The sequence below is a fragment of the Variovorax sp. GW823-FHT04B03 genome (genome assembly GCF_058796495.1).
The window spans coordinates 359559-383444 of sequence record NZ_JBXAIT010000002.1; the positions used below are offsets into that span (position 1 = coordinate 359559).

Annotated in this window: 23 protein-coding genes; 12 read left to right on the plus strand and 11 right to left on the minus strand. The window is 66.2% G+C overall.

Annotated features, from left to right (window positions below; translation table 11 throughout):
* Window positions 1–19 precede the first annotated feature (19 nt).
* Window positions 20–2350, minus strand: coding sequence for a xanthine dehydrogenase family protein molybdopterin-binding subunit (locus AC1RAD_RS10410; protein WP_095745521.1), 2331 nt, complete (start codon window positions 2348–2350; stop codon window positions 20–22).
* Window positions 2351–2577: 227 nt separating this feature from the next.
* On the opposite strand from AC1RAD_RS10410, the gene aat reads away from it, so the two are divergent.
* Genes aat through AC1RAD_RS10425 form a run of 3 tightly spaced genes read left to right on the plus strand, consistent with a single transcriptional unit; the run spans window position 2578 to window position 4944 of the window.
* Window positions 2578–3333 carry a leucyl/phenylalanyl-tRNA--protein transferase gene (gene aat, locus AC1RAD_RS10415; protein ID WP_095745522.1) on the plus strand — a complete coding sequence of 252 codons (756 nt, stop codon included), beginning with the start codon at window positions 2578–2580 and terminating at the stop codon, window positions 3331–3333.
* A 6-nt stretch (window positions 3334–3339) separates the two neighbouring features.
* The gene (locus AC1RAD_RS10420) at window positions 3340–4089 is read left to right on the plus strand and encodes an arginyltransferase (RefSeq protein WP_062478083.1); all 750 of its coding nucleotides are present in this window, start codon (window positions 3340–3342) and stop codon (window positions 4087–4089) included.
* Between the two features lie 30 nt (window positions 4090–4119).
* The gene (locus tag AC1RAD_RS10425; protein WP_062478081.1) at window positions 4120–4944 is read left to right on the plus strand and encodes an IclR family transcriptional regulator; all 825 of its coding nucleotides are present in this window, start codon (window positions 4120–4122) and stop codon (window positions 4942–4944) included.
* Window positions 4945–5056: 112 nt separating this feature from the next.
* On the opposite strand, the gene AC1RAD_RS10430 is transcribed toward AC1RAD_RS10425, so the two are convergent.
* The 7 genes from AC1RAD_RS10430 to AC1RAD_RS10460 all read right to left on the minus strand — a co-directional run bounded on the left by AC1RAD_RS10430 (window position 5057) and on the right by AC1RAD_RS10460 (window position 14407).
* Window positions 5057–6223: a serine hydrolase gene (locus AC1RAD_RS10430; RefSeq protein WP_095950197.1), complete on the minus strand. Its 1167-nt coding sequence runs from the start codon at window positions 6221–6223 to the stop codon at window positions 5057–5059.
* Window positions 6224–6340: 117 nt separating this feature from the next.
* A complete protein-coding gene (locus tag AC1RAD_RS10435) occupies window positions 6341–7879 on the minus strand; it encodes a 2-isopropylmalate synthase (RefSeq protein ID WP_070060915.1) in 1539 nt (512 codons plus the stop codon).
* A gap of 51 nt (window positions 7880–7930) precedes the next feature.
* Window positions 7931–9634, minus strand: a complete 1704-nt coding sequence (leuA, locus tag AC1RAD_RS10440) for a 2-isopropylmalate synthase (protein WP_492734723.1) — start codon at window positions 9632–9634, stop codon at window positions 7931–7933.
* 208 nt (window positions 9635–9842) lie between these two features.
* Window positions 9843–10667 (minus strand): CDP-diacylglycerol--serine O-phosphatidyltransferase, encoded by an 825-nt coding sequence (gene pssA / locus AC1RAD_RS10445; RefSeq protein WP_062478071.1) that lies wholly within the window; start codon window positions 10665–10667, stop codon window positions 9843–9845.
* A 193-nt stretch (window positions 10668–10860) separates the two neighbouring features.
* Window positions 10861–11877: a ketol-acid reductoisomerase gene (gene ilvC, locus AC1RAD_RS10450; protein WP_062478069.1), complete on the minus strand. Its 1017-nt coding sequence runs from the start codon at window positions 11875–11877 to the stop codon at window positions 10861–10863.
* 148 nt (window positions 11878–12025) lie between these two features.
* The gene (gene ilvN / locus AC1RAD_RS10455; RefSeq protein WP_062478068.1) at window positions 12026–12517 is read right to left on the minus strand and encodes an acetolactate synthase small subunit; all 492 of its coding nucleotides are present in this window, start codon (window positions 12515–12517) and stop codon (window positions 12026–12028) included.
* 105 nt (window positions 12518–12622) lie between these two features.
* Window positions 12623–14407, minus strand: a complete 1785-nt coding sequence (locus AC1RAD_RS10460; protein ID WP_062478065.1) for an acetolactate synthase 3 catalytic subunit — start codon at window positions 14405–14407, stop codon at window positions 12623–12625.
* A 283-nt stretch (window positions 14408–14690) separates the two neighbouring features.
* Here AC1RAD_RS10460 and AC1RAD_RS10465 point away from each other — a divergent pair, with 283 nt between their 5' ends.
* The 6 genes from AC1RAD_RS10465 to AC1RAD_RS10490 are packed head-to-tail and all read left to right on the plus strand — an operon-like array spanning window position 14691 to window position 18144.
* Window positions 14691–15257 carry an RNA polymerase sigma factor gene (locus AC1RAD_RS10465; RefSeq protein ID WP_062478063.1) on the plus strand — a complete coding sequence of 189 codons (567 nt, stop codon included), beginning with the start codon at window positions 14691–14693 and terminating at the stop codon, window positions 15255–15257.
* The gene (locus tag AC1RAD_RS10470) at window positions 15254–15679 is read left to right on the plus strand and encodes a DUF3619 family protein (protein ID WP_390343557.1); all 426 of its coding nucleotides are present in this window, start codon (window positions 15254–15256) and stop codon (window positions 15677–15679) included. The genes AC1RAD_RS10465 and AC1RAD_RS10470 overlap by 4 nt, the downstream gene beginning before the upstream one ends.
* Window positions 15680–15738: 59 nt before the next feature.
* Window positions 15739–16554: a DUF3106 domain-containing protein gene (locus AC1RAD_RS10475; RefSeq protein WP_492734724.1), complete on the plus strand. Its 816-nt coding sequence runs from the start codon at window positions 15739–15741 to the stop codon at window positions 16552–16554.
* Window positions 16555–16566: 12 nt separating this feature from the next.
* A complete protein-coding gene (locus AC1RAD_RS10480) occupies window positions 16567–17127 on the plus strand; it encodes an RDD family protein (RefSeq protein ID WP_492734725.1) in 561 nt (186 codons plus the stop codon).
* A complete protein-coding gene (locus AC1RAD_RS10485; protein WP_062481435.1) occupies window positions 17124–17522 on the plus strand; it encodes a diacylglycerol kinase in 399 nt (132 codons plus the stop codon). The genes AC1RAD_RS10480 and AC1RAD_RS10485 overlap by 4 nt, the downstream gene beginning before the upstream one ends.
* Window positions 17523–17553: 31 nt before the next feature.
* Complete coding sequence (locus AC1RAD_RS10490; RefSeq protein ID WP_070060919.1) at window positions 17554–18144, plus strand: LOG family protein; 591 nt, start codon at window positions 17554–17556, stop codon at window positions 18142–18144.
* 132 nt (window positions 18145–18276) lie between these two features.
* On the opposite strand, the gene AC1RAD_RS10495 is transcribed toward AC1RAD_RS10490, so the two are convergent.
* Window positions 18277–18615, minus strand: coding sequence for a P-II family nitrogen regulator (locus AC1RAD_RS10495; RefSeq protein WP_056580191.1), 339 nt, complete (start codon window positions 18613–18615; stop codon window positions 18277–18279).
* A complete protein-coding gene (locus AC1RAD_RS10500) occupies window positions 18612–20309 on the minus strand; it encodes an NAD+ synthase (protein ID WP_492734726.1) in 1698 nt (565 codons plus the stop codon). Before AC1RAD_RS10500 ends, AC1RAD_RS10495 begins: the two co-directional genes overlap by 4 nt.
* A gap of 19 nt (window positions 20310–20328) precedes the next feature.
* Here AC1RAD_RS10500 and AC1RAD_RS10505 point away from each other — a divergent pair, with 19 nt between their 5' ends.
* From AC1RAD_RS10505 to AC1RAD_RS10515, 3 genes are all read left to right on the plus strand, one after another.
* A complete protein-coding gene (locus AC1RAD_RS10505) occupies window positions 20329–21570 on the plus strand; it encodes a GNAT family N-acetyltransferase (RefSeq protein WP_492734727.1) in 1242 nt (413 codons plus the stop codon).
* A gap of 77 nt (window positions 21571–21647) precedes the next feature.
* A complete protein-coding gene (locus AC1RAD_RS10510) occupies window positions 21648–22400 on the plus strand; it encodes a hypothetical protein (RefSeq protein ID WP_492734728.1) in 753 nt (250 codons plus the stop codon).
* 30 nt (window positions 22401–22430) lie between these two features.
* Entirely contained in the window at window positions 22431–23165 is a 735-nt protein-coding gene (locus tag AC1RAD_RS10515) for a TonB family protein (protein WP_492734729.1), read from the plus strand.
* A gap of 49 nt (window positions 23166–23214) precedes the next feature.
* On the opposite strand, the gene ppa is transcribed toward AC1RAD_RS10515, so the two are convergent.
* The gene (gene ppa / locus AC1RAD_RS10520) at window positions 23215–23742 is read right to left on the minus strand and encodes an inorganic diphosphatase (protein ID WP_007834256.1); all 528 of its coding nucleotides are present in this window, start codon (window positions 23740–23742) and stop codon (window positions 23215–23217) included.
* Between the last annotated feature and the right edge of the window lie 144 nt (window positions 23743–23886).

Here is a 23886-nt window from a genome sequence, read left to right on the forward strand (position 1 = left end):
CGATCACCGGCCGTGGCGCTCAGTCGATCGTCTGCATGGCCTGCCACACACGCGACGGGCTCAGCGGCATGTGCAGGCGGGGCGCGCGGGCGCCGAGGCCGTTGCGTGCGAAGGCGTCGGCCACCGCATTGACGATGGCCGGCGTGGCGCCGATGGTGCCCAGCTCGCCCACGCCCTTCACGCCCAGCGGGTTGTTCTTGCAGGGCGTCGATTCGTCCATTTCCATCTGGAACATGGTGTCGACGATGTCGGCGCGCGGCGCGGCGTAGTCCATGAGGCTGCCGGTGACGGGCTGGCCGGTTTCGCTGTCGTACACCACCTGCTCGTACAGCGCCTGGCCGATGCCCTGCACCGCGCCGCCTTCGAGCTGGCCGCGCACGATCATCGGGTTGACCACGCGGCCCACGTCGTTGACCGAGCTGTAGGCCACGACGCTGATCTCGCCCGTGGGTGGGTCGAGTTCGATCTCGCAGATGTGGCAACCGTTGGGCCAGCTCGGGCCGGCCACGGTGCTGGTGGAGTCGACGAAGATCTCGCGCCCCGGCTGCTTGGCGGCCAGGGTGAAGAGGTCGAGCTCGAGGTCGGTGCCGGCCACGATGAAGGTGCCGCGGCTGTAGACGATATCGTCGATGGAGGCCTCGAACTCCTGCGCCGCGAGTTCGCGCGCCTTGTCGATGGTGCGCTCGGCACCGATGCGCACGGCCGAGCCGCCCGTGAACAGCGAACGCGAGCCGGCGCTGCCGAAGCCGTCGCCGCGGTCGGTGTCGCCGAGCACGACGCGCACCTTCTCGATGGGCACGCCGAAGGCATCGACAGCCAGCTGCGCGAGCGAGGTCGCGATGCCCTGCCCCATGGCGTTGACGGCCGAGAACACCTCGATCACGCCGTCGGCCTGCACCGAGACGGTCACGCGCTCTTCGAACACGTTGCCGCCGGTCCATTCGAGAAAGGTGGCGATGCCCAGGCCGCGTTGCTTGCCACGCGCCGCCGACTCGGCCGCGCGGGCTTCGAAGCCCTGCCAGTCGGCCAGCTGCAGCGCCTGGTCCATCACTGACTCGAACTGGCCGGTGTCGTAGGTCTGCGCCATCGGGTTCTTGTAGGGCATCTGCTCGGGGCGGATGAAGTTGCGCCGGCGCAGCGCGATGCGGTCGATGCCGGTCTGGCGCGCGGCCTCGTCCATCAGGCGCTCGATGGTGAAGATGGCCTCGGGCCGGCCCGCGCCGCGGTAGGCGCCGGTGGGCGCGGTGTTGGTGAGCACCGCCTTGAAATGGAAGTCGATGGTCTGGATGTCGTAGACGCTGGTCTGCACCCAGGGGCCGATCAGCAGCTGGATCGCGACGCCGGTGCCGGTGGCGTAGGCGCCCACGTTGGCGAGCGTCTTGATGCGCAGGGCCAGGATCTTGCCGTCGGCGTCCAGCGCCATTTCGGCGCGCGCCTCGATGTCGCGGCCGTGCGCGCTCGAGAGGAACTCTTCGCTGCGGTCGGCCACCCACTTCACGGGCCGGCCCACCTGCAGCGCGGCGTAGGCGACCGCGATGTCCTCGGGGTAGGCGCCGGTCTTCATGCCGAAGCCGCCGCCGACGTCGCCCACGACCACGCGCACTTTTTCCTTGGCCAGGCCAATGGCCGCGCAGACCGAATCGCGCACGCCGGAGGGCATCTGGGTGCTCATGCGGATCGTGAGGCGGTCGGTCTTGCTGTCGTGCGTGGCGAGCACGGCGCGCGGCTCGATGGTGAGCGCGACGACGCGCTGATTGTTCACGTCCAGGGCGATCACGTGGGCGGCGCGCTCGAACGCGGCGGTGGCGGCTTCGCTGCTGCCGTGCCGCATCTCGGCGGCGATGTTGCCCGTGGCCTCCTCGCACAGGAGCGGCGCGCCTTCGGCGGTCGCGCCCGGCAGGTCGACCACCATCGGCAGCTCTTCGTAGTCGACCATGACGGCTTCGGCCGCATCGCGCGCCTGCTGCACGGTGTCGGCAATGACGGCCGCCACCGGTTCGCCGACGAAGCGCGCGCGCTCGTGCGCCAGGGCGCGGCGCGGCGGGCTGGCGCTGTCGCTGCCGTCCGCGCGCTTGAAGCCGGCGGCGCCGGGCATCGGCTTGACGCCGGCCTCGGCCAGGTCGGCCCCGGTGATCACGCGCAGCACGCCGGGCATGCCGACAGCCGCGGACGTGTCGATGGACACGATGCGCGCATGCGGATAGGGGGAGCGAAGGAAGACGAGGTGCGCCTGCTCGGAGAGCGTGACGTCGTCGGTGTAACGGCCGGCGCCTGCGAGCAGGCTTTCGTCCTCGAGGCGGCGCACCGCCTGGCCGCTGCCGAAGCGCGTGGGATTGGGTTCAGTGGTCAACGTGGTCCTCTTGTGCTGATCCCCGGCGCCCTGCACATGCCTGCCGGATCCGCTGTGGTACTGCGAAAGCAAGCTGTGCACTATAGGTTTTTCGACGGGTCTTGTGGGGTTGTCTCGCGTGCCATCGGCGGTGGCACCAGGGCCGCAGCCTTGTGGACTGTTCCCGTGTGAGCGGGATTTTCCCTCAACTGGCTTGCGTTTTCGAGAAGCCGTGTATACCTGCATCCATGCGACAACTGCCTTGGCTCGAACCCGGAGATGCACTGCCCGACCCCGCTTCGGCGTGGGACGAACGGGACCCGGTGCCCGGCCTGCTGGCGGCCGGCGGCTCCCTCGATGTCGATACTCTGATGCAGGCCTACAGCCGCTGCGTCTTCCCCTGGTTCAGCGACGACCAGCCCATCCTGTGGTGGAGCCCCGACCCGCGCATGGTGCTGCGGGTGAACGACTTCCGGCTGCATCGCTCGCTGCGCAAGACCCTGAGCCGCTTTGCCGCGACGCCCGGCTGCGAGCTGCGCATCGATCACGATTTTGGAACGGTGATCCAGGCCTGTTCGCAGTCGGCGCGCGCCGGCCAGTCGGGCACCTGGATCGTGCCGGACATGGTCAAGGCCTATACGCAATTGCACCGCGCCGGGCACGCGCACAGCGTCGAAACCTGGATCGACGGCGAGTTGGCGGGCGGGCTCTACTGCGTGGCGCTGGGCCGGGCCGTGTTCGGCGAGTCGATGTTCACGCGACGCCCGGACGCCTCGAAGATCGCGCTGGCCGGCCTGGTCGCGCTGTGCCGCCGCGCCGGCATCGCGATGATCGACTGCCAGCAGAACACCGCGCACCTGGCCAGCCTCGGCGCCCGCGAAATGCCGCGCGCGCGCTTCGTCGCGCACGTGGCCCAGGCCCGAAAACAGGAGGGCCCGCAGTGGCAATTCGACCCCGTATACTGGTCCGAACTCCTTTCCGAGCGACCTCCTCTTTCGACGTGACGTGACGTGACGCACCTCAAGGATCTTCCGCTTCACACGCTGCAGTTCTACGCGACGGCGCCCTATCCCTGCAGCTACCTGCCGGATCGCCAGGCCCGCTCGCAGGTGGCCACGCCCAGCCACCTGATCCACAACGACGCCTACTCCGACCTGGTGCTCAGCGGCTTCCGGCGCAGTGGCATGTTCACCTACCGGCCCTATTGCGACGGCTGCCGCGCCTGCATCCCGCTGCGCGTGCTGGCGCACAGCTTCAAGCCGAACCGCAGCCAGCGCCGCACCGCCAAGCAGCACGCCGACCTGCAGGCGCGCGTGCTCAAGCTGTGCTTCGTGCCCGAGCACTACCAGCTCTACCTGCGCTACCAGACCGGCCGCCACTCGGGCGGCGGCATGGACCACGACAGCATCGACCAGTACACGCAGTTCCTGCTGCAAAGCCGCGTCAACTCGCGGCTGGTCGAGTTCCGCGAAACCCTGCCCGACGGCAGCCCGGGCGCGCTGAAGATGGTGTCGATCCTCGATGTGCTCAGCGACGGCATCTCGGCCGTCTACACCTTCTACGAACCCGAGGACGGCGCCGGCTACGGCACCTACAGCGTGCTGTGGCAGATCGAGCAGGCCCGCAAGCTGGGGCTGCCGCACGTGTATCTGGGCTACTGGATCGAGCGCAGCCCCAAGATGCACTACAAGGCCCGCTTTTCCCCGCACGAAGTGTTGGTGGACGGCCACTGGCAGGCACCGAGCGATTTCACAAGGTAAAATGGCGCACGGTCATCACCGCATTGCGCCATGAGAAAAAACCTATCCGACGTTCCCGCCACTCCCGTCATCCAGGTCATCGAGCGCATGTTCTCGCTGATCGATGTCCTCGCGTCGCGCGAAGAGGCGATCTCGCTGAAGGAAATCAGCGAAAAGACGGGGCTTCACCCGTCGACCACGCACCGCATCCTCAATGACCTCGCGGTCGGTCGTTTCGTCGACCGCCCCGAAGCCGGCAGCTACCGCCTCGGCATGCGCCTGCTGGAGCTGGGCAACCTGGTCAAGGGCCGGCTGAACGTGCGCGACGCAGCCCTGGGCCCGATGCGCGAGCTGCACAAGCTCACGCAGCAGCCGGTCAACCTCAGCATGCGCCAGGGCGACGAGATCGTGTACATCGAACGCGCCTATAGCGAACGCTCGGGCATGCAGGTGGTGCGCGCCATCGGCGGCCGTGCCGCCCTGCACCTGACCTCGACCGGCAAGCTGTTCCTGGCCGCCGACGATCCACAGCGCGTGCGCAGCTACGCCACGCGCACAGGCCTGGCCGGGCACACCCGCAACAGCATCACCCAGCTGCCCGCGCTCGAGCGCGAGCTGTCGAAGGCGCGCCAGTACGGCATCGCCCGCGACAACGAAGAACTGGAGCTGGGCGTGCGCTGCATGGCCGCCGGCATCTACGACGACCAGGGCAAGCTGGTGGCGGGCCTGTCGATCTCGGCCCCGGCCGATCGCCTCGACGAAGGCTGGCTGCCCAAGTTGCAGGCGACCGCCAACGAAATCTCGGGCGCGCTGGGCTTCAAGGACGGCGTGGCCGCAACGCCTGCGTCGGGCGCGAACGTGACAACGGGCGCCTGAGCGCCCGTTTGCTTTCGACTCTTCTCTTGTCTCTTCTTCCCGGCGAGTCGGCCGGTTAGCCCTCGACGAGGGCAGCAGGCAGGCCGCTAACGGCCTCCCCGCTCAACCGATCTCAGCCGGCAACCTGGAAGCCGCGCGGACCCGACACGGCGTGCGTGGCCTCGACCCAGCGGCGAACCCGCTCGGCGTCGGCGATGCGGCTGAACTTGCCGGCCGAATCCAGGAACACCATGATCAGCTTGCGCCCGGCCACCTTGGCCTGCATCACGAGGCACTGGCCGGCTTCGGAGATGTAGCCGGTCTTCTGCAGGCCGATGTCCCATTCCGGGCTCTTCACGAGGCGGTTGGTGGTGTTGAACTGCAGCACGCGGTTGCCGACTTCGACCTGATATTCCGGCGACGTGGACAGCGAACGCACGGTGGCGTCGGAATAGGCCGCGTTGACCAGCAGCGCCAGGTCTTGCGCGCTCGACTGGTTGCGGCTGGACAGGCCCGTGGGCTCCACGTAGCGTGTGTCCTTCATGCCGAGCATGCGGGCCTTGGCGTTCATGATGCTCACGAAGGTCGTGAGACCGCCCGGGTAGGTGCGGCCCAGCGCATGCGCTGCGCGGTTTTCGCTGGACATCAGCGCCAGGTGCAGCAGCTCGCCGCGCGACAGCGTGGTGCCGACGGTCAGGCGCGAACGGCTGCCCTTTTCGGTGTCGACGTCGTCCTGCGTGATGGTGATGAGCTCGTCGTTCGGCAGGTGGGCCTCGCTGATCAGCAGGCCGGTCATGAGCTTGGTGAGCGAGGCGATCGGCAGCACGGCGTGGTCGTTCTTGCTGAACAGCACTTCGTGGGTGTCCTGGTCGATCACCAGGGCGACGCTCGACTTCAGGTCGAGTGCGTCGTCGGTGCTGTGCAGGCCGGCCATCTGGCCGAAGGACTGGCGGGCTGGCGTCTCGACGCGCACCACCGAACGGCGCTGCACGGCAACGACGGTCTTGCCGTTCTTCTTGTGGATGGTGGCCACGACATTGCGGCCGCCGCGCACGACCTTGTCAGCCTGCTCGGCGCGACCGCCGCGCGCCACCTTGGAAGCGGACGCATTGCGCTGCTTGGCTTCGGCGGGAGCCTTCGCCTTCTTGGCGACGGCGGACTTGGCGGCAGCGGGTTTTTCCTTCTTCGCGGCCTGGGCGCCAGGCAGCAAAAACGCCGAGGCGCACAGCGCCACGGCGAGGAACTTGAAGGCGGGTAGGAACCGCTGGATGGAAACTCGACGTAGACGGGTTTCAGGCATCAATAAATCTCCAGCGGCAACAAACGAGGACCGCAGTGTATCGAAATCAAAAAAGACACGCAATATCAGTTACTTGCATCCTCTTCTTCATTCGAATACCAAGGAACGCCTGAAAACCTAACCTTGTGCCGCCACTCTCTCAGCTTGGCTCTGTAACTTGTTGAGCGCACTCAAATAAGCCTTTGCCGAAGCGACCACGATGTCGGGGTCTGCACCCACACCGTTGACCACCCGCCCTGCGTTTTGTAACCGAACTGTAACTTCTCCCTGGCTTTCCGTCGAGCCGCTGATGGCGTTTACAGAGTAAAGAACCATCTCGGCGCCGCTCTTGACGTGGGCCTCGATGGCCTTGAGGGACGCATCGACCGGCCCGTTGCCGTCGGATTCGCTGGTGACTTCCTTGCCCTGGACCGTGAACACGATCTTGGCTTGGGGCCGTTCGCCGGTTTCGCTGTGCTGGGAGAGAGAGACGAAAGCAAACTGTTCACCAACGTGCGACAGCTCTTCCGCGCTGACCAGCGCCAGGATGTCTTCGTCGAAAATTTCGGACTTGCGGTCAGCCAGCTCCTTGAAACGCGCGAACGCGGCGTTGACCTCGGTTTCGCTTTCCATCGTCACGCCCAGGTCCTGCAGGCGCTGCTTGAAAGCATTGCGGCCGCTGAGCTTGCCCAGCACGATCTTGTTGGCGGTCCAGCCCACGTCTTCGGCGCGCATGATCTCGTAGGTGTCGCGCGCCTTGAGCACGCCGTCCTGGTGGATGCCCGAGGCATGTGCGAACGCGTTGGCGCCCACCACGGCCTTGTTGGGCTGCACCACGAAGCCGGTCGTCTGGCTGACCATGCGGCTGGCGGCCACGATGTGCTGGGTGTCGATGTTCAGGTCGAGCCCGAAGTAGTCCCTGCGCGTCTTCACGGCCATGACCACTTCTTCGAGCGAGCAGTTGCCCGCACGCTCGCCCAGGCCGTTGATCGTGCACTCGACCTGGCGCGCGCCGCCGATCTTCACGCCGGCCAGCGAGTTCGCCACGGCCATGCCCAGGTCGTTGTGGCAATGCACCGACCAGATCGCCTTGTCGCTGTTGGGAATGCGCTCGCGCAGCATCTTGATGAAGTTGCCGTACAGCTCAGGAATGGCGTAGCCGACGGTGTCGGGCACGTTGATGGTGGTGGCGCCCTCGTTGATCACGGTCTCGAGCACGCGGCACAGGAAGTCGGGGTCGCTGCGGTAGCCGTCTTCGGGGCTGAACTCCACGTCGGCGATCTGGTTGCGCGCGAAGCGCACGGCCAGCTTGGCCTGCTCATGCACCTCGTCGGGCGACATGCGCAGCTTCTTCTCCATGTGCAGCGGCGAGGTCGCGATGAAGGTGTGGATGCGCCCGCGTGCCGCACCCTTCAGGGCCTCGGCCGCGCGCGCGATGTCGCGGTCGTTGGCGCGCGAGAGGCCGCACACAGTCGAGTCCTTGATCGCATTGGCGATGGCCTTCACGGCCTCGAAGTCGCCGTTCGAACTGGCCGGAAAGCCGGCTTCGATGACGTCGACCCTGAGCCGTTCCAGCAGCTTGGCGATGCGCAACTTTTCGTCGCGCGTCATCGAGGCGCCGGGCGACTGTTCGCCGTCGCGCAAGGTGGTGTCGAAAATAATGAGTTGGTCAGTCATCGTGGATCTCCTTGGTTCGTTCCCACCTTGCGTGCGGCTGGTGCCGGTGCGTCAGGCGACTTCAGCCACCGATTGTGCGCTGCGCGCGCCCCGGCCCCTGGCCCGTTGCACCCCCGACACGATCGCCTTCAGCGAGGCCGAGATCACGTTCGCGTCGATGCCGACGCCGAACAGCGTCTGCGACTCGTCCACGCGCAGCTCGAGGTAGGCCACCGACTTGGCGTCGGCGCCCGCGCCGATGGCGTGCTGGTGGTAGTCCATGACGCGCACCGTGTGGCCGGTGGCCTGGCTCAGTGCCTGCGTGAAGGCATCGATCGGGCCGTTGCCACGTCCTTCGATGGCGCGCGTTTCACCGTCCCAGGGCAGATCGCCGCGCAGCACCACCGTGGCCTCGGCGCCCTCACCTTCTTCCTGGATCACGCGGTGTTGCAAGGCCTTGGCGGTCTCGATGCCGTATTCGGTCACGAAGATCTGCCAGAGGTCGGCGGCGGTGAGTTCCTTGCCGCCCACGTCCATCACACGCTGCACGACCTGCATGAATTCCATCTGCAGGCGGCGCGGCATCTCGAGGCCGTACTCGCTCTCGAGCAGGTAGGCCATGCCGCCCTTGCCCGACTGGCTGTTCACGCGGATCACGGCCTCGTAGCTGCGGCCCACGTCCTTCGGATCGATGGGGAGGTACGGGATGTCCCAGATGTCGCCGTCCTTGCGCGCGGCGAAAGCCTTCTTGATCGCGTCCTGGTGCGAGCCCGAGAACGAGGTATAGACGAGGTCGCCTACATACGGATGGCGCGGGTGCACCGGGATCTGGTTGCAGTGCTCGACAGTCGCGCGGATCTCGTCGATGTTCGAGAAGTCGAGCTCGGGCGAAACGCCCTGCGTGTAGAGGTTGAGCGCGACGTTCACGAGGTCGAGGTTGCCGGTGCGCTCGCCGTTGCCGAAAAGGCAACCTTCGATGCGCTCGGCACCGGCCATCAAGGCCAGTTCGCCGGCCGCCGTGCCGGTGCCGCGGTCGTTGTGCGGGTGCACGCACAGCACGATCGAGTCACGGTGCGCGAGGTTGCGGTGCATCCACTCGATCATGTCCGCGAAGATGTTCGGCGTGGAATGCTCCACCGTGGTGGGCAGGTTGACGATGCACTTGCGCTCGGGCGTCGGCGCCCAGACTTCGGTGACCGCATCGACCACACGCTTGGAGAACACCACGTCGGTGCCCGAGAACATCTCGGGCGAGTACTGGAAGGTCCACTTCGTGTTCGGCTGCCTGGCGGCGAAGTCGTTGAACATGCGCGCATGGCTGCTCGCGAGTTCGACGATCTGGTCTTCGTCCATGCCGAGCACCACGCGGCGCATCACGGGGGCCACTGCGTTGTAGAGGTGCACGATGGCGCGCGGGGCACCTTGCAACGCTTCGAAGGTGCGTTCGATGAGGTGGTCGCGCGCCTGCGTGAGCACCTGGATCGTCACGTCGTCGGGAATGCGGTCTTCCTCGATGAGCTTGCGCACGAAGTCGAACTCAACCTGCGACGCCGAGGGAAAGCCGACTTCGATTTCCTTGAAGCCGATGGCCACGAGGGTTTCGAACATGCGCATCTTGCGCGCGATGTCCATGGGTTCGACCAAGGCCTGGTTGCCATCGCGCAGGTCTGTCGACAGCCAGATCGGGGCCTTGGTCAGCACGGCATCGGGCCAGGTGCGGTCCTTGAGACCGATCGGGGCGAATGCGCGGTATTTGGCTTGAGGTTGCTTGAGCATGTCGATTTCTCTGTGATGGTTGGAACTCAACCAGCAACCCCAAAAGACAAACGGCCCGTTGCTGGTGCGAACGGGCCGTGATGAGGGATTAGCGCGTGCGCTACCGTCTCCGCCCGTGAGGGAGGGCTAGTAGGGCCAGCAGCGAAATCTTGGTCATGAGGGTTGCGAATGTAGCACAGCCTTCGCGGGCCTGTGAAGGCCCGGGGTTTCAGTTGTGCAGCCCCCGCTCGTCGGGCTCTTCGGTCGAGGTGCTGATCACGCTCACCGGCTGGCCCTTGGCCTTGCGCCACGCGTACACCACGTAGCCGCTCAGGCCATAGGCCACGAAGAGGCTGAACAGCACCGTCGGCGGATGGATGTTGATGACCGCGATGCCCAGCGCGATCAGCACGATCACGACGAAGGGCACGCTCTTCTTCATCTGGATGTCCTTGAAGCTGTAGAACGGCGCGTTGGTCACCATGGTGAGGCCCGCGTACAGCGTGAAGGCGAAAGTGACCCAGGTGATCTGCGTCCACGAGAGGTACAGCACCTCGCCGCCGCGCTTGCCCCATTCGTTCACGAGCCAGATGAAGCCCGCCACGAGCGCCGCGGCTGCCGGCGACGGCAGGCCCTGGAACCAGCGCTTGTCGACCACGCCCGTGTTGACGTTGAAGCGCGCGAGCCGCAGCGCGGCGCAGGCGCAGTACACGAAGGCGGCGATCCAGCCCCAGCGTCCGAGGCCTTTGAGCGACCACTCGTAGGCGATGAGCGCGGGCGCGGCGCCGAACGACACCATGTCGGACAGCGAGTCCATCTGCTCGCCGAACGCGCTTTGCGTGTTGGTCATGCGGGCCACGCGCCCGTCGAGGCTGTCGAGCACCATCGCGGCGAACACGCCGAGCGCGGCCAGGTCGAAGCGCGCGTTCATGGCCATCACGACCGAGTAGAAGCCGCCGAACAACGCCGCCAGCGTGAACAGGTTCGGCAGGATGTAGATGCCCTTGCGACGCTTGCGCGGCTGCGCGTCGTCGGGGACGGTGTCGTCATGCATTGAAATAGCCTCCGTCCCTCGTGGGAACTGCCCGATCAGCTATCCATTCGATAGCATCTTGGTCTGTGAATCGCATGCTTCGCAGTGTAGTTCAGGGGACCCGTGCACTCCCCTTCAAACAAAAGGGCCACCGCGACGGGTGGCCCTCCGAAACAGGGTGCCGAAGCACCCTGTTGGCTCTTGCCTCTGAAGATCAGTTGCGGGTCTGGTCGACCAGCTTGTTCTTCTTGATCCAGGGCATCATCGCGCGCAGCTTTTCGCCGACGACTTCGATCTGATGCTCAGCGTTCAGGCGACGGCGGCTGATCAGCACCGGCTGGCCGGCAGCGGCTTCGAGCACGAAGCTCTTGGCGTATTCGCCGGTCTGGATGTCCTGCAGGACCTTCTTCATGGCCTTCTTGGTCTCGTCGGTCACGATGCGCGGGCCCGTGACGTACTCGCCGTATTCGGCGTTGTTCGAGATCGAGTAGTTCATGTTGGCGATGCCGCCTTCATAGATCAGGTCAACGATCAGCTTCAGCTCGTGCAGGCATTCGAAGTACGCCATTTCGGGCGCGTAGCCGGCTTCCACCAGCGTTTCGAAACCAGCCTTGATCAGCTCGACCGTGCCGCCGCACAGAACCGCTTGTTCGCCGAAGAGGTCTGTCTCGGTTTCTTCGCGGAAGTTGGTCTCGATGATGCCGGCCTTGCCGCCGCCGTTGGCGGTGGCGTAGCTCAGCGCGAGGTCACGCGCCTTGCCACTCTTGTCCTGGTGCACCGCGATCAGGTGCGGCACGCCGCCACCTTGCGTGTACGTGCCGCGCACGGTGTGACCCGGAGCCTTGGGAGCGACCATCCACACGTCGAGGTCGGCGCGCGGCTGCACGAAACCGTAGTGCACGTTGAAGCCGTGCGCGAAGACGAGCGAAGCGCCTTCCTTGATGTTCGGGGCCACGTCGTTCTTGTAGACGGCGGCGATCTGCTCATCGGGCAGCAGGATCATGACGACGTCGGCCGACTTCACGGCGTCAGCGACTTCAGCGACCTGCAGGCCGGCCTTGCCGACCTTGTCCCACGAAGCGCCGCCCTTGCGCAGGCCGACCACGACCTTGACGCCGCTGTCGTTCAGGTTCTGCGCGTGTGCGTGACCTTGCGAGCCGTAGCCGATGATGGCAACCGTCTTGCCCTTGATGAGGCTCAGGTCCGCGTCCTTGTCGTAATAAACCTTCATGATGTTCTCCAGATAGATAAGCGAGTTGCAGTGTGTTGTTGTGCCGTTCGTCCTGAGCCTGTCGAAGGGCTCAATGCAGTCCCCGCTCGCGCGGAGGCTTCGACAAGCTCAGCCCGAACGGGCAGCGACTGAGCTCCGAATCATGGTGTCAGACCCGCAGGATGCGTTCGCCGCGTCCGATGCCACTGGCGCCGGTGCGCACCGTCTCGAGGATGGCGCCGCGGTCGATCGCTTCCAGGAAAGCGTCGTTCTTGCCGTGATCGCCAGTCAGCTCGATGGTGTAGCTCTTGTCGGTCACGTCGATGATGCGGCCACGGAAGATTTCCGCCATGCGCATCATTTCCTCGCGTTCCTTGCCCACCGCACGCACCTTCACCATCATGAGCTCGCGCTCGGTGTAGGCGCCTTCGGTCAGGTCGACCACCTTCACGACCTCGATGAGGCGATTCAGGTGCTTGGTGATCTGCTCGATCACGTCGTCCGAGCCGTTGGTGACGATGGTCATGCGCGAGAGGCTTGCGTCCTCGGTCGGCGCCACGGTCAGCGATTCGATGTTGTAGCCACGGGCCGAGAACAGGCCCACCACGCGGGAAAGAGCACCCGGCTCGTTTTCCAGCAGCACTGCAATGATGTGTTTCATGTTGGCGTGACTCCTCTTTTCGCCGCCCTCCCCCGTGCACGGTAATGCGCGGGCTTGGCGGGCAATAGATTCGTCAGTAAAGGTTGAACGAACGAATGTTCCGGATCAGAGATCTTCGGAACCCAGCAGCATCTCGGTGATGCCCATGCCGGCCTTGACCATCGGGAACACGTTCTCGGTGGGGTCGGTACGGAAATCCATGAACACCGTGCGGTCCTTGAGCTTGCGCGCTTCGCGCAGCGCCGGCTCCACGTCTTGTGGACGCTCGATCAGCATGCCGACGTGACCATAGGCCTCGGCGAGCTTCACGAAGTTGGGCAGCGCATCCATGTAGCTGTGGCTGTAGCGGCCGGAGTATTCGATCTCCTGCCACTGGCGCACCATGCCAAGGTAGCGGTTGTTGAGCGAGCAGATCTTGATCGGCGTGTTGTACTGCAGGCAGGTCGACAGCTCCTGGATGCACATCTGCACCGAGCCTTCGCCGGTGATGGTGAACACTTCCGAGTCGGGCTTGGCGAGCTTGATGCCCATGGCGTAGGGAATGCCCACGCCCATGGTGCCCAGGCCACCCGAATTGATCCAGCGGCGCGGCTCGTCGAAGCGGTAGTACTGGGCGGCCCACATCTGGTGCTGGCCGACGTCCGACGTGATGTACGTGTCGGCATCCTTGGTCATGTTCCAGAGGGTCTCGACCACGAACTGCGGCTTGATCACGTCCTTGTTGTCGCGGTCGTACTTGAGGCAGTCGCGCGAGCGCCAGCTTTCGATGGTCTTCCACCAGTCGGCCAGCGCGCCGGCGTCGGGCTTGGTGGTGCTCTCGCGGATCATCGAGATGAGCTCGGTGAGCACGTCCTTCACGTCGCCGACGATCGGGATGTCGACCTTCACGCGCTTGGAGATGCTCGACGGGTCGATGTCGACGTGGATGATCTTGCGTTCGTTCTGCGCGAAATGCTTCGGGTTGCCGATCACGCGGTCGTCGAAGCGCGCGCCCACGGCCAGCAGCACGTCGCAGTTCTGCATCGCGTTATTGGCTTCGATGGTGCCGTGCATGCCCAGCATGCCCAGGAACTTGCGGTCGCTCGCCGGATAGGCGCCCAGGCCCATCAGCGTGTTCGTGACGGGGTACCCCAGCATGTCGACCAGCGTGCGCAGTTCGTTCGTGGCGTTGCCCAGGAGCACGCCGCCGCCGGTGTAGATGTAGGGGCGCTTGGCCGCCAGCAGCAGTTGCAGCGCCTTGCGGATCTGCCCGCCGTGGCCCTTGCGCACCGGGTTGTACGAGCGCATCTCGACCTTGTCGGGATAGCCGCTGTACGGAATCTTCTTGAAGGACACGTCCTTCGGCACGTCCACCACCACGGGGCCGGGACGGCCGCTGCGTGCGATGTGGAAGGCCTTCTTCATCGTCATGGCCAGATCCTTCGGATCCTTGACGAGGAAGTTGTGCTTGACGATGGGGCGCGTGATGCCGACCGTGTCGCATTCCTGGAAAGCGTCCAGGCCGATCGCGGCCGTCGGCACCTGGCCGGAAATGATCACCATCGGGATCGAGTCCATGTACGCCGTCGCGATGCCGGTGACCGCATTGGTCAGGCCGGGACCGGAAGTGACCAGTGCCACGCCGACTTCGCCGGTGGCGCGCGCATAGCCGTCGGCTGCGTGCACGGCGGCCTGTTCGTGGCGCACCAGCACGTGCTGAATGGTGTCCTGCTTGTAGAACGCGTCGTAGATGTAGAGAACCGCGCCGCCCGGGTAGCCCCAGATGTACTGGACGCCTTCGGCCTGCAGTGCCTTGACCAGCACTTCAGCGCCCATGAGTTCTTGCGTGGTGTTGCCGGCGCCAGAGGACGCGGCTGCTGCGGAAGCGAGTTCCGCCTTCGAGATTTCCATGATCAACCTTTGTGTTTTTTCGGGAACGAAAAACCTTGGGTGCCCCTTGCCAGCCCTTGTGGGGCCGCGCCAGGACTTGAGGCCAAAGCCATGAGCGGACTGATGTTCCGCCGGACCGTGACCCGTTTGCCTTTTGACTTGCAAGGCGGATTATGACACTACCGGCGCGTTCAGACTCGCTTCAGGTGCCCTGTCTTGGCACAAAGGCATAATCCGCGGCATAAAAACATGAGCGTTCGCCAAACATCCTCCCCACGCGGCGCGCCCCGCCGCCCCCTCTCATTTGGCTACTGAACACGAACTCTCCGACTTCCTGAAAAACGTCGAACGACGGGCCTTCAAGCGCTCGGTCTATCACGTGCGGGACGAAGAAGCGGCCTTGGACATCGTGCAGGACAGCATGATGAAGCTGGCCCAGCACTACGGCGACAAGCCTGCCGAGGAACTGCCGATGCTGTTCCAGCGCATCCTGTCGAACTGCACGCTCGACTGGTTCCGCCGCCAGAAGACCCGCCGCGCCCTTTTTTCCAATCTGAGCGACTTCGAACCGGCCGACAACGGCGAAGATTTCGACCTGCTGGAGAACTTCGTCTCGCCAACCGACTCCAGAGAATCGGAGAGCGCCGAAGACACCACCCGCCGCAGCCAGGTCTTTCACGAAATCGAAGAACAGATCGCGGCTTTGCCCGGCCGTCAACGCGAGGCTTTCCTGATGCGTTACTGGGAGGAAATGGACGTCGCAGAGACGGCCGCCGCAATGGGCTGCTCCGAGGGCAGCGTCAAAACCCATTGTTCGCGAGCTGTCCACGCTCTGAGCAAGGCGCTCAAGGCCAAGGGAATATCGCTATGAACACTAAGGTTCCAACCTCTCAATCCAGCGCAGCAGAAGACCGCTTCGGCCAACGGCTGGCGGCCCGACTGTCGGACGGCAATCAAGCCTTGCCACACGACATCAGCGAGCGCCTGCGCGTTGCCCGTTCGCAGGCCGTGGCCGCGCGCAAGCAGGCGCCGCAGTTGCGCATGGCGCCCGTCGCGGTCCAGTCAGGCCACACGGTCACGCTGGGCGGCAGTTGGTGGACCCGCATCGGTTCCGTGGTACCTCTCATCGCCCTGGTGGCCGGCCTGATCACCATCAGCGTGTTGCAGGACGACGACCGCGCCAGCGAACTCGCCGAGGTCGACTCGGCCCTGCTGACGGGCGACCTGCCGCCCGCCGCCTACACCGATCCCGGCTTCGCCCAATTCCTGAAGTCCGACAGCGCCTCCGACTGAACACCTTGCCCGACCGAATGCGACGCCGCTCCGTTTCCCGTGCGAAAGCCCTGCTTCCGTTGCGCCCGCTCCCGGCGGGCGCCGTCGTTTGGGCGGGTGCGCTGGCAGCCGCCGCGTTCGGCCTGACGCTGGCCGATGCACAGACGCTGCCCGAAACCGCCAAGCCCGCCACGCACGCCGCAGCCACCAATGGCGCGGCAAGCCCCAAGGCCGTTGCCACGACCAAGCCCCTGTGGAACGAACTGAGCAATGAGCAGCAGCACGCCCTGAAGCCGCTGGCTTCGCACTGGAACACGCTGAACGCCGGCCAAAAGCGCAAGTGGCTGGCCTTGTCGCGCAACTACGCGAACATGCCCGCCGACGACCAGGTCACGCTGCACAGCCGCATGATCGAATGGGCGGCGCTGAGCAACCAGCAGCGCGCCCAGGCCCGCCTGAATTTCGCCGAGGTCAAGCGCGTGCCTGCCGACGAGCGCAAGCTCAAGTGGGAGCAGTACCAGGCGCTGAGCGAAGAAGAAAAACGCAAGCTCGCCGAGAGTGCCCCGCCCAAGCCCCGCGGCGCCGCCCTGCCGGTGCGCCCGGTCTCGTCGCAAAAACTCGTGCCTGTGCCGGCCGTCACACCGCCCGGACAGCACACGCCCCGCATCGTGCCGGCCACGCCCCCCACGCCCGTGCTGCCGCCGGCGGCCATCGTGGTGAGTTCGCCGGCGACGCCACCTGCCGCCGTGGAACGCACCGCCGTGCCGGCCAGCACCATCGTCGCTCCGGCGGCGTCGGCACCGAGCAGCCTCACGCCGCCGCCGGTGCCCGCCGAGGCCCAGGTGCCGGCGCCGTCCGCGGCCACGGCACCCGCGGCCTCGCCCTCCGCCCCCTGACCGAAGGTTTCGATGGTTTCCAGTTCGCCCGAGGCCTCGGGACCCGGCCAGTCGGCCTCGCCCTCTGCATCCACCCCCAACGCCCCCGCGATGCCCGGCCTGTGGCGGCGCATGGCCTGCTGGCTCTATGAGGGCATGCTGCTGTTCGCGGTCGTGTTCGTGTCCGGCTGGCTGTTCAGCACGCTGGGCCAGATGCGCGACGCCATGGACGAACGGCGGCACCTGCTGCAGGCCTTCCTCTTCGTGGTGTTCGGCGTCTACTTCGTCTGGTTCTGGGCCAAGGGCCAGACGCTGGCCATGAAGACCTGGAACATCCGCATCGTCGACCGCCACGGCCGACCCGTCAGCCAGGGCCGCGCATTGGCGCGCTACCTGCTGAGCTGGGTCTGGTTCCTGCCGCCGCTGGCCGCCATCGCCCCGTTCAAGCTGTCGGGCGGCGAATCGACCGTCCTGATCTTCGGCTGGGTCGCCATCTGGGCGCTGCTGGCCCGTTTTCACCCCGAGCGCCAGTTCTGGCACGACGCCTGGGCCGGTACGCGGCTCATCACCTCCAAGCCGATGAGCCGCCAATGAGTGCCCTGCCCGACCCCGCCGTCAACCCGCAGAAGGCCCGCAAGGGCTTCGAGCGCGTCTGGCACGCCACCCTGATCTCGCTGCACGGCCTGCGCGCCGGCTGGAGCGAGCCGGCGTTCCGCCAGGAAGCCATCCTGTCGATGCTGATGATCCCGGCCGCCTTCTGGCTCGGGCGCAGCTGGGTCGAGGTGGCGCTGCTCGCCGGCAGTGCCATCCTGGTGATGATCGTGGAGCTGCTCAACACGGCGGTGGAAGCCGCCATCGACCGCATCGGCCCCGAATGGCACGACCTCTCCAAGCGCGCGAAGGACATGGGCAGCGCCGCCGTCCTGCTGTCGCTCACGCTGTGCGGCGGCATCTGGGCCGCGGCCCTGTGGCAACGCTTCGTGTCATGAGCAGGTCCGCCGCCTGCGGCATGATCGCAGGATGACCCCTGAATTTTCGATTTGCGTGTATTGCGGCTCGCGCCCCGGCGAGCGCCCCGAGTTTTCCCAGGCCGCCCAGGCCGTAGGCCAGTGGATCGGCAGCCACAACGGCCAGCTCGTCTACGGCGGCGGCCGCACCGGCCTGATGGGCACGGTGGCCGAGGCCACCCGCCAGGCCGGCGGCCGCGTCGTCGGCATCATCCCCAAGGCCCTGGTCGACAAGGAACTGGCCAACCCCCTGTGCGACGAGCTGCACGTGGTCGACACCATGCACGAGCGCAAGGCCATGATGGGCGAACGCGCCGACGCCTTCCTCGCGATGGCGGGCGGCATCGGCACCTTCGAAGAACTGTTCGAGATCTGGACCTGGCGCCAGCTCGGCTACCACGACAAGCCGACCGGCATCCTCAACACCGCCGGCTACTACGACGGCCTGCTGAGCTTCCTGGCGCACAGCGTGCGCGAGGGCTTCATGGGCGAATGGCAGATGGACCTGGTGCGCACCGGCACCGACGTGCCCGAACTGCTGACCGCGCTGCGCGCCGAAGTCCCCCTGCACCCCCGCGACGACAAGCTGTCAGAAAACCTCTGACCGAAAACCCCAAGAGCCTCGGGGTCCCATTCCAGCAAACACCGAGGAACCGGCTTCGCCGGGCCTCTGGTGTTGCCCCCGGTAGGGGGTTGGCGTAGCGACACGAAGTGCGCGCAGCCTGGGGGCGAGCTTTTAAACTGCGTTTTCGTTTTCTTCGCCGGTGCGGATGCGCACGATGCGCTCCACCTCGGTCACGAAGATCTTGCCGTCGCCGATCTTGCCGGTGCGCGCCGAGCTCACGATGGCCTCGATGCAGCGCTCCACGTCGCTCTCGTTGACGACCACTTCGACCTTCATCTTGGGCAGGAAGTCGACCACGTACTCGGCGCCGCGGTACAGCTCGGTGTGGCCCTTCTGGCGGCCGAAGCCCTTGACCTCGGTCACCGTGAGGCCGGTGACACCCACCTCGGCGAGGGCTTCGCGCACGTCCTCGAGCTTGAAGGGTTTGACGATGGCGGTGATCTGCTTCATGGTTTTTGTGCTCCGGCGGTTTCGTTGAACTTGCTGGTGATAGGGTAACGCCAATCCTTGCCGAAGCTTCGGTGGGTGACCCGGATGCCTACGGGCGCCTGGCGCCGCTTGTATTCGTTGATCCTGATGAGCCGCGCAACCCGCTCGACCACCGCGCGGTCGTAGCCCGCGGCAATGATCTCGTCGATGCCTTCGTCGTCCTGCATGTAGCGTGCCAGGATGCCGTCCAGCACGTCGTACGGCGGCAGGCTGTCCTGGTCGGTCTGGTCGGGGCGCAGCTCGGCGCTCGGGGGGCGCGTGATGATGCGCTCGGGAATCGGCGCCGCGCCGGTGCCGTACGGATCGTGGGCGTTGCGCCAGCGCGCCAGCGCGAACACCGTGGTCTTGAGCAGGTCCTTGATGACCGCGAAGCCGCCCGCCATGTCGCCGTAGAGCGTGCAATAGCCGGTGGCCATCTCGCTCTTGTTGCCGGTGGTCAGCACGATCGCGCCGAACTTGTTCGACAACCCCATGAGCAGCGTGCCGCGGATGCGGGCCTGGATGTTCTCTTCGGCCGTGTCTTCCGGCCGGCCCGCGAACTCCCCGGCCAGCGCGGCCTTGAAGGACTCGAAGGTGTCCTTGATCGAAATCTCGTCGTAGCGCACGCCCAGCCGGCCGGCCATGTCCCGCGCGTCGATCCAGCTGATGTCGGCCGTGTAGAGCGACGGCATCATCACCGCGCGGACCTTGTCCTTGCCCAGCGCGTCCACCGCGATCGCGAGCACCAGCGCCGAGTCGATGCCGCCCGACAGCCCGAGGATCGCGCCCGGAAAACCGCTCTTGCCGATGTAGTCGCGCACGCCGAGCACCAGCGCGTCCCACAGCTGCGCCTCGGCGTCGCGCGGCGCGGCGATGGCTAACGGGTCGGCCACGACGGCGACGCCGCCCTGCGCCCCGCGCGCGAGCTCCATGAAGACCAGCCGCTCGCGAAAGCTCTCGGCCTGCGCGGCCAGCGCGCCGTCGGCCTGCAGTGCGAACGAGGCGCCGTCGAACACCACCTCGTCCTGCCCGCCCACCAGGTGCGCGTAGACCAGCGGCAGGCCCACGGCGCGAGCGCGGTCGGCCATGCGCGCCACGCGCTCGCCTTCCTTGCCGACGTGGTACGGCGAGGCGTTGATCACCGCCAGCACCTCGGCGCCGCCAGCGCGCGCCAGCTCGGCCGGCGCATCGAACCAGGCGTCCTCGCAGATCAGCAGGCCCACCGACACGCCGCCCGCCTCGAACACGCAGGTGCCCTGCCCCGGCGTGAAGTAGCGGCGCTCGTCGAACACCTGGTAGTTCGGCAGTTCGCGCTTGGCGTAAGTTTCGAGGATGCGGCCTTCCTTGAGCACGCTGGCCGCGTTGTGGCGCAACTGCACGGCCACAGATCGGCTACGCAGGCTGCCGCCGCAGGGATGCCCCACCACCACGACCATGTCTTTGAGGTCGGCCAGCGCGGCGGCAATGCCTTTCACGGCATCATCACAGGCTTCGGTGAAGGCGGGACGGAGGAACAGGTCCTCCGCCGCATAGCCGGCAATCGAGAGTTCGGGTGTCAGCAGAAGGCGCGCGCCTTGCGCGTAGGCCTCGCGTGCGGCGCCGACGATCTTCTGCGCATTGCCGACGAGGTCGCCCACCACAAAATTGAGTTGCGCGATGGCGAGCTTGAGCGTCATACAGAAGGAAGAAAAAGGCTTGAACGATTATGTCATTCGGGTTCTGGCGTCGCCGTCGGACATCGACCCGCAAGCCTGGAACGCCCTGCTCGCCGCACAGCCCGAGCCCTCGCCCTTCATGCGCCACGAATACCTCGCGGCGATACACGACAGCGGCAGCGCCTCGCCCGAGCGCGGATGGACGCCGCAGTTCGTCACGCTGTGGCGCGGCGATGTGCTCGAAGCCGCCTGCGCGCTCTACCTCAAGGACCATTCCTACGGCGAGTACGTGTTCGACTGGGCCTGGGCCAACGCCTACGAGCAGCACGGGCTGGCCTACTACCCGAAGGCGGTGGTGGCGGCGCCCTTCACACCCGTGCCGGGCGCCCGGCTGCTGGCACGCGACGCGCCAAGCCGCACGCTGCTGGTGCAGGCGCTGGTGGCGGTCTGCAAGGAACAGGAACTTTCGTCTTTGCATCTGCTGTTCGGCGCCGACGCCGACATCGCCGCGTGCACCGAAGCCGGGCTGATGCGGCGCCATACGGTGCAGTTTCACTGGACGAACGTGGCCCCCACGCTCGGCACTGACGTGTCCTCGCTGCCCCCCGAGGGGGCGCGTTTCGCCTTGGGGCGGCCCGGCGGCGAAACCGAACCCGGCTACACCAACTTCGACGCCTTCCTCGCCAGCCTCTCGCACGACAAGCGCAAGAAGATCCGCCAGGAACGTCGCAAGGTCGCCGAGGCCGGCGTCAGCTTCCGCTGGTCGCGCGGCACCGACATCTCCAAGGCCGACTGGGATTTCTTCTACCGCTGCTACGAGCGCACCTACCGCGAGCACGGCAATCCGCCCTATCTCACGCGCGACTTCTTCCAGCGCATGGCCGACACGCTGCCCGAGGCGTGGCTGCTGTTCGTGGCGGAGCGCGACGGGCGCCCCATCGCGACCAGCCTGATCGCACTCTCCACCGACAAAGCCCAGCCGCTGGTGGCCTACGGCCGCTACTGGGGCGCGCTGGAGCGCGTCGACTGCCTGCACTTCGAGGCCTGCTACTACCAGCCCATCGCCTGGTGCATCGCGCACGGCGCGGTGCGCTTCGAAGGCGGCGCGCAGGGCGAGCACAAGATGGCCCGCGCGCTGATGCCGGTGCGCACCACCAGCGCCCACTGGCTCGCGCACCCGTCGTTCGCCGATGCCGTCGAGCGCTTCCTCGAGCGCGAGGGCGCCGGCATCGAGAACTACATGGACCACCTCGGCGAGCGCAGCCCGTTCAAGGCGACCTGATCGGCGCGGGAGCGCCGGGGGCTGCTATAAAGCCGCCCGGCACTCAAACAACCACACACAACACACAGGGAGCACCGATGCCATTCGTCGGACTGGGACTGCACATCCTCATCGCGCTGTACTTCGCCGTGCATGCCATGCGCCACGGCAAGCAGATGTACTGGCTCATCATCCTCTTCAGCTTTCCGCTGCTCGGCAGCATCGTGTACTTCGTGGTCGAGTACCTGCCGGCCTCGCGCATGCAGCGCACCGCGGGCAAGGTGGCGAACGCGGCCATCGGCTTCATCGACCCCGAGCGCGAGTACCGCGCCGCCGCCGAGGCTTACGACCTCGCGCCCACGGCGCAGAACAAACTGCGCCTGGCCAAGGCTGCGCTGGACCGCGGCCAGGCGGCCGACGCCGTCGGGCACTACCGCGACGCACTGAAAGGCCCCTTCGCCTCCGACCCCGAACTGCAGTTTGGCCTGGCCAGCGCGCTGGTCGCCGAAGGCAGCCCGGCCTCGGCCCGCGAAGCCTCGCAGGCACTGCAGAACCTGCGCGCCACACGCGACGACTACCGCAAGGACGAGGTCGCCGTGCTGAACGCCCGCGCGCTCGCCGCCGAGGGCCGCACGCCGGAAGCGCGCGAAGCCTTCGAGGCGGCGTTGAGCACGTACAACACGGTGGAAACGCGCGCCCGCTACATCGCGTGGCTGGCGCAGCAAGGCGACACCGCCGGTGCGCAGCGCCATTGGAACGAGCTGCAGCAGGCGGCGCGCCACTGGAACGCGCATGCGCGAGGCGTCAACCGCGAATGGATGCGGCTGGCCGGCAACGCCGTGCAGTCCTGAATCGCGCCGCCTCACACAGGAACCGTCGCAATGAACGCCATCCAAACAAGAGCCCGCCGGATCGCCGCCGCTTGCGCCGCACTGGCCTGCGTCCACGGGAGCGTTCTGGCGGAACAAGCCTCCACCACCGGTACGCCGTTGCTCGAGAGCGCCCCCGCGGCAACGGGCCGGCCGACCATGCCCACGCCGCGGGGAAAAGCCAACCTCGACTACCCCGACCTCGCCAAGCGGGCGGGCATCGGCGGTCGTTTGACCGTCGCCGTGTTCGTCGACGAAAGCGGTCGGCCGACCAAGACGCGCATCGTCTCTCGCGAGCCCATGTTCCTGGACTCCTTCGACGATGCCTCGCGGCGTGCGGTCATGAGCATTCGCTACACGCCTGGTCGGGACGCCAACGGAAAGCCGGTCGCCATGTGGGTCCGCCAGCCGTTCTCCTACACCCTCCAGGGACAGACCTCGGCACGCTGCAAGGTGGACACGGCGGCGCACTACCCGGTACAAGCCCGTCCTGCAGGGATCGAGGCGGTCGTGGGTGTCTTCGTGAACCTGGATGAATACGGGCGGCCATCCGAGCATGGAATGACCATCGTCGGCCGGGAGCCGACCAACGCAAAGCTCTTCGACGAGCCCGCCAAAGCGGCCTTGATGAAGACCCGCTGCGAGCCGGCAACGCAGGGCGGCACGAATGTGGCCAGCATCGCGGTGCTCGACATCGTCTTCACGCCGCCGGTGGATGCGCCACCCGCAGCGCCAGCGTCGGACTGATCCGCCGCCCCGCCCCGCTCCATGTTCGAGCGGGGCTGACCTGACTTACTTACTTCTTGTACGCGGCGATGCCGTCAAGAACTTCCTTCTTGGCAGCGTCGATGCCTTCCCAGCCCAGCACCTTGACCCACTTGCCGGCTTCCAGGTCCTTGTAGTGCTCGAAGAAGTGGCTGATGGCCTTCAGGCGCATCGGGTTCACGTCGTCGACCGACTTCCAATGGCTGTAGATCGGCAGCACCTTGTCGGTGGGCACGGCCAGCACCTTGCCGTCGACGCCGGCTTCGTCTTCCATCATCAGGATGCCCAGGGGCCGGCAGGGCACGACCACGCCCGGCAGCAGCGGGTACGGGGCGATCACCAGCACGTCGACCGGGTCGCCGTCGCCCGACAGGGTCTGCGGCACGTAGCCGTAGTTGGCGGGGTAGTACATGGCCGTCGTCATGAAGCGGTCCACGAAGATCGCGCCCGATTCCTTGTCGACTTCGTACTTGATCGGGTCGGCGTTCATCGGGATTTCGATCACGACATTGAAGGCGTCGGGGACGTTCTTGCCGGGGGAGACTTTGTCGAAGGACATGACGTTTTTCGAGTAGTTGAAAAGTATGAGACGGATGGGGACAAACCCGGAGTTTACTTTCCGTGTCACGGGCCGGTCGCACGCGTGTGTGTTTTTGCCTGTAAATTGCAAGCGTTGGCCAATCGGCTCCGCACCTCCGGTGCA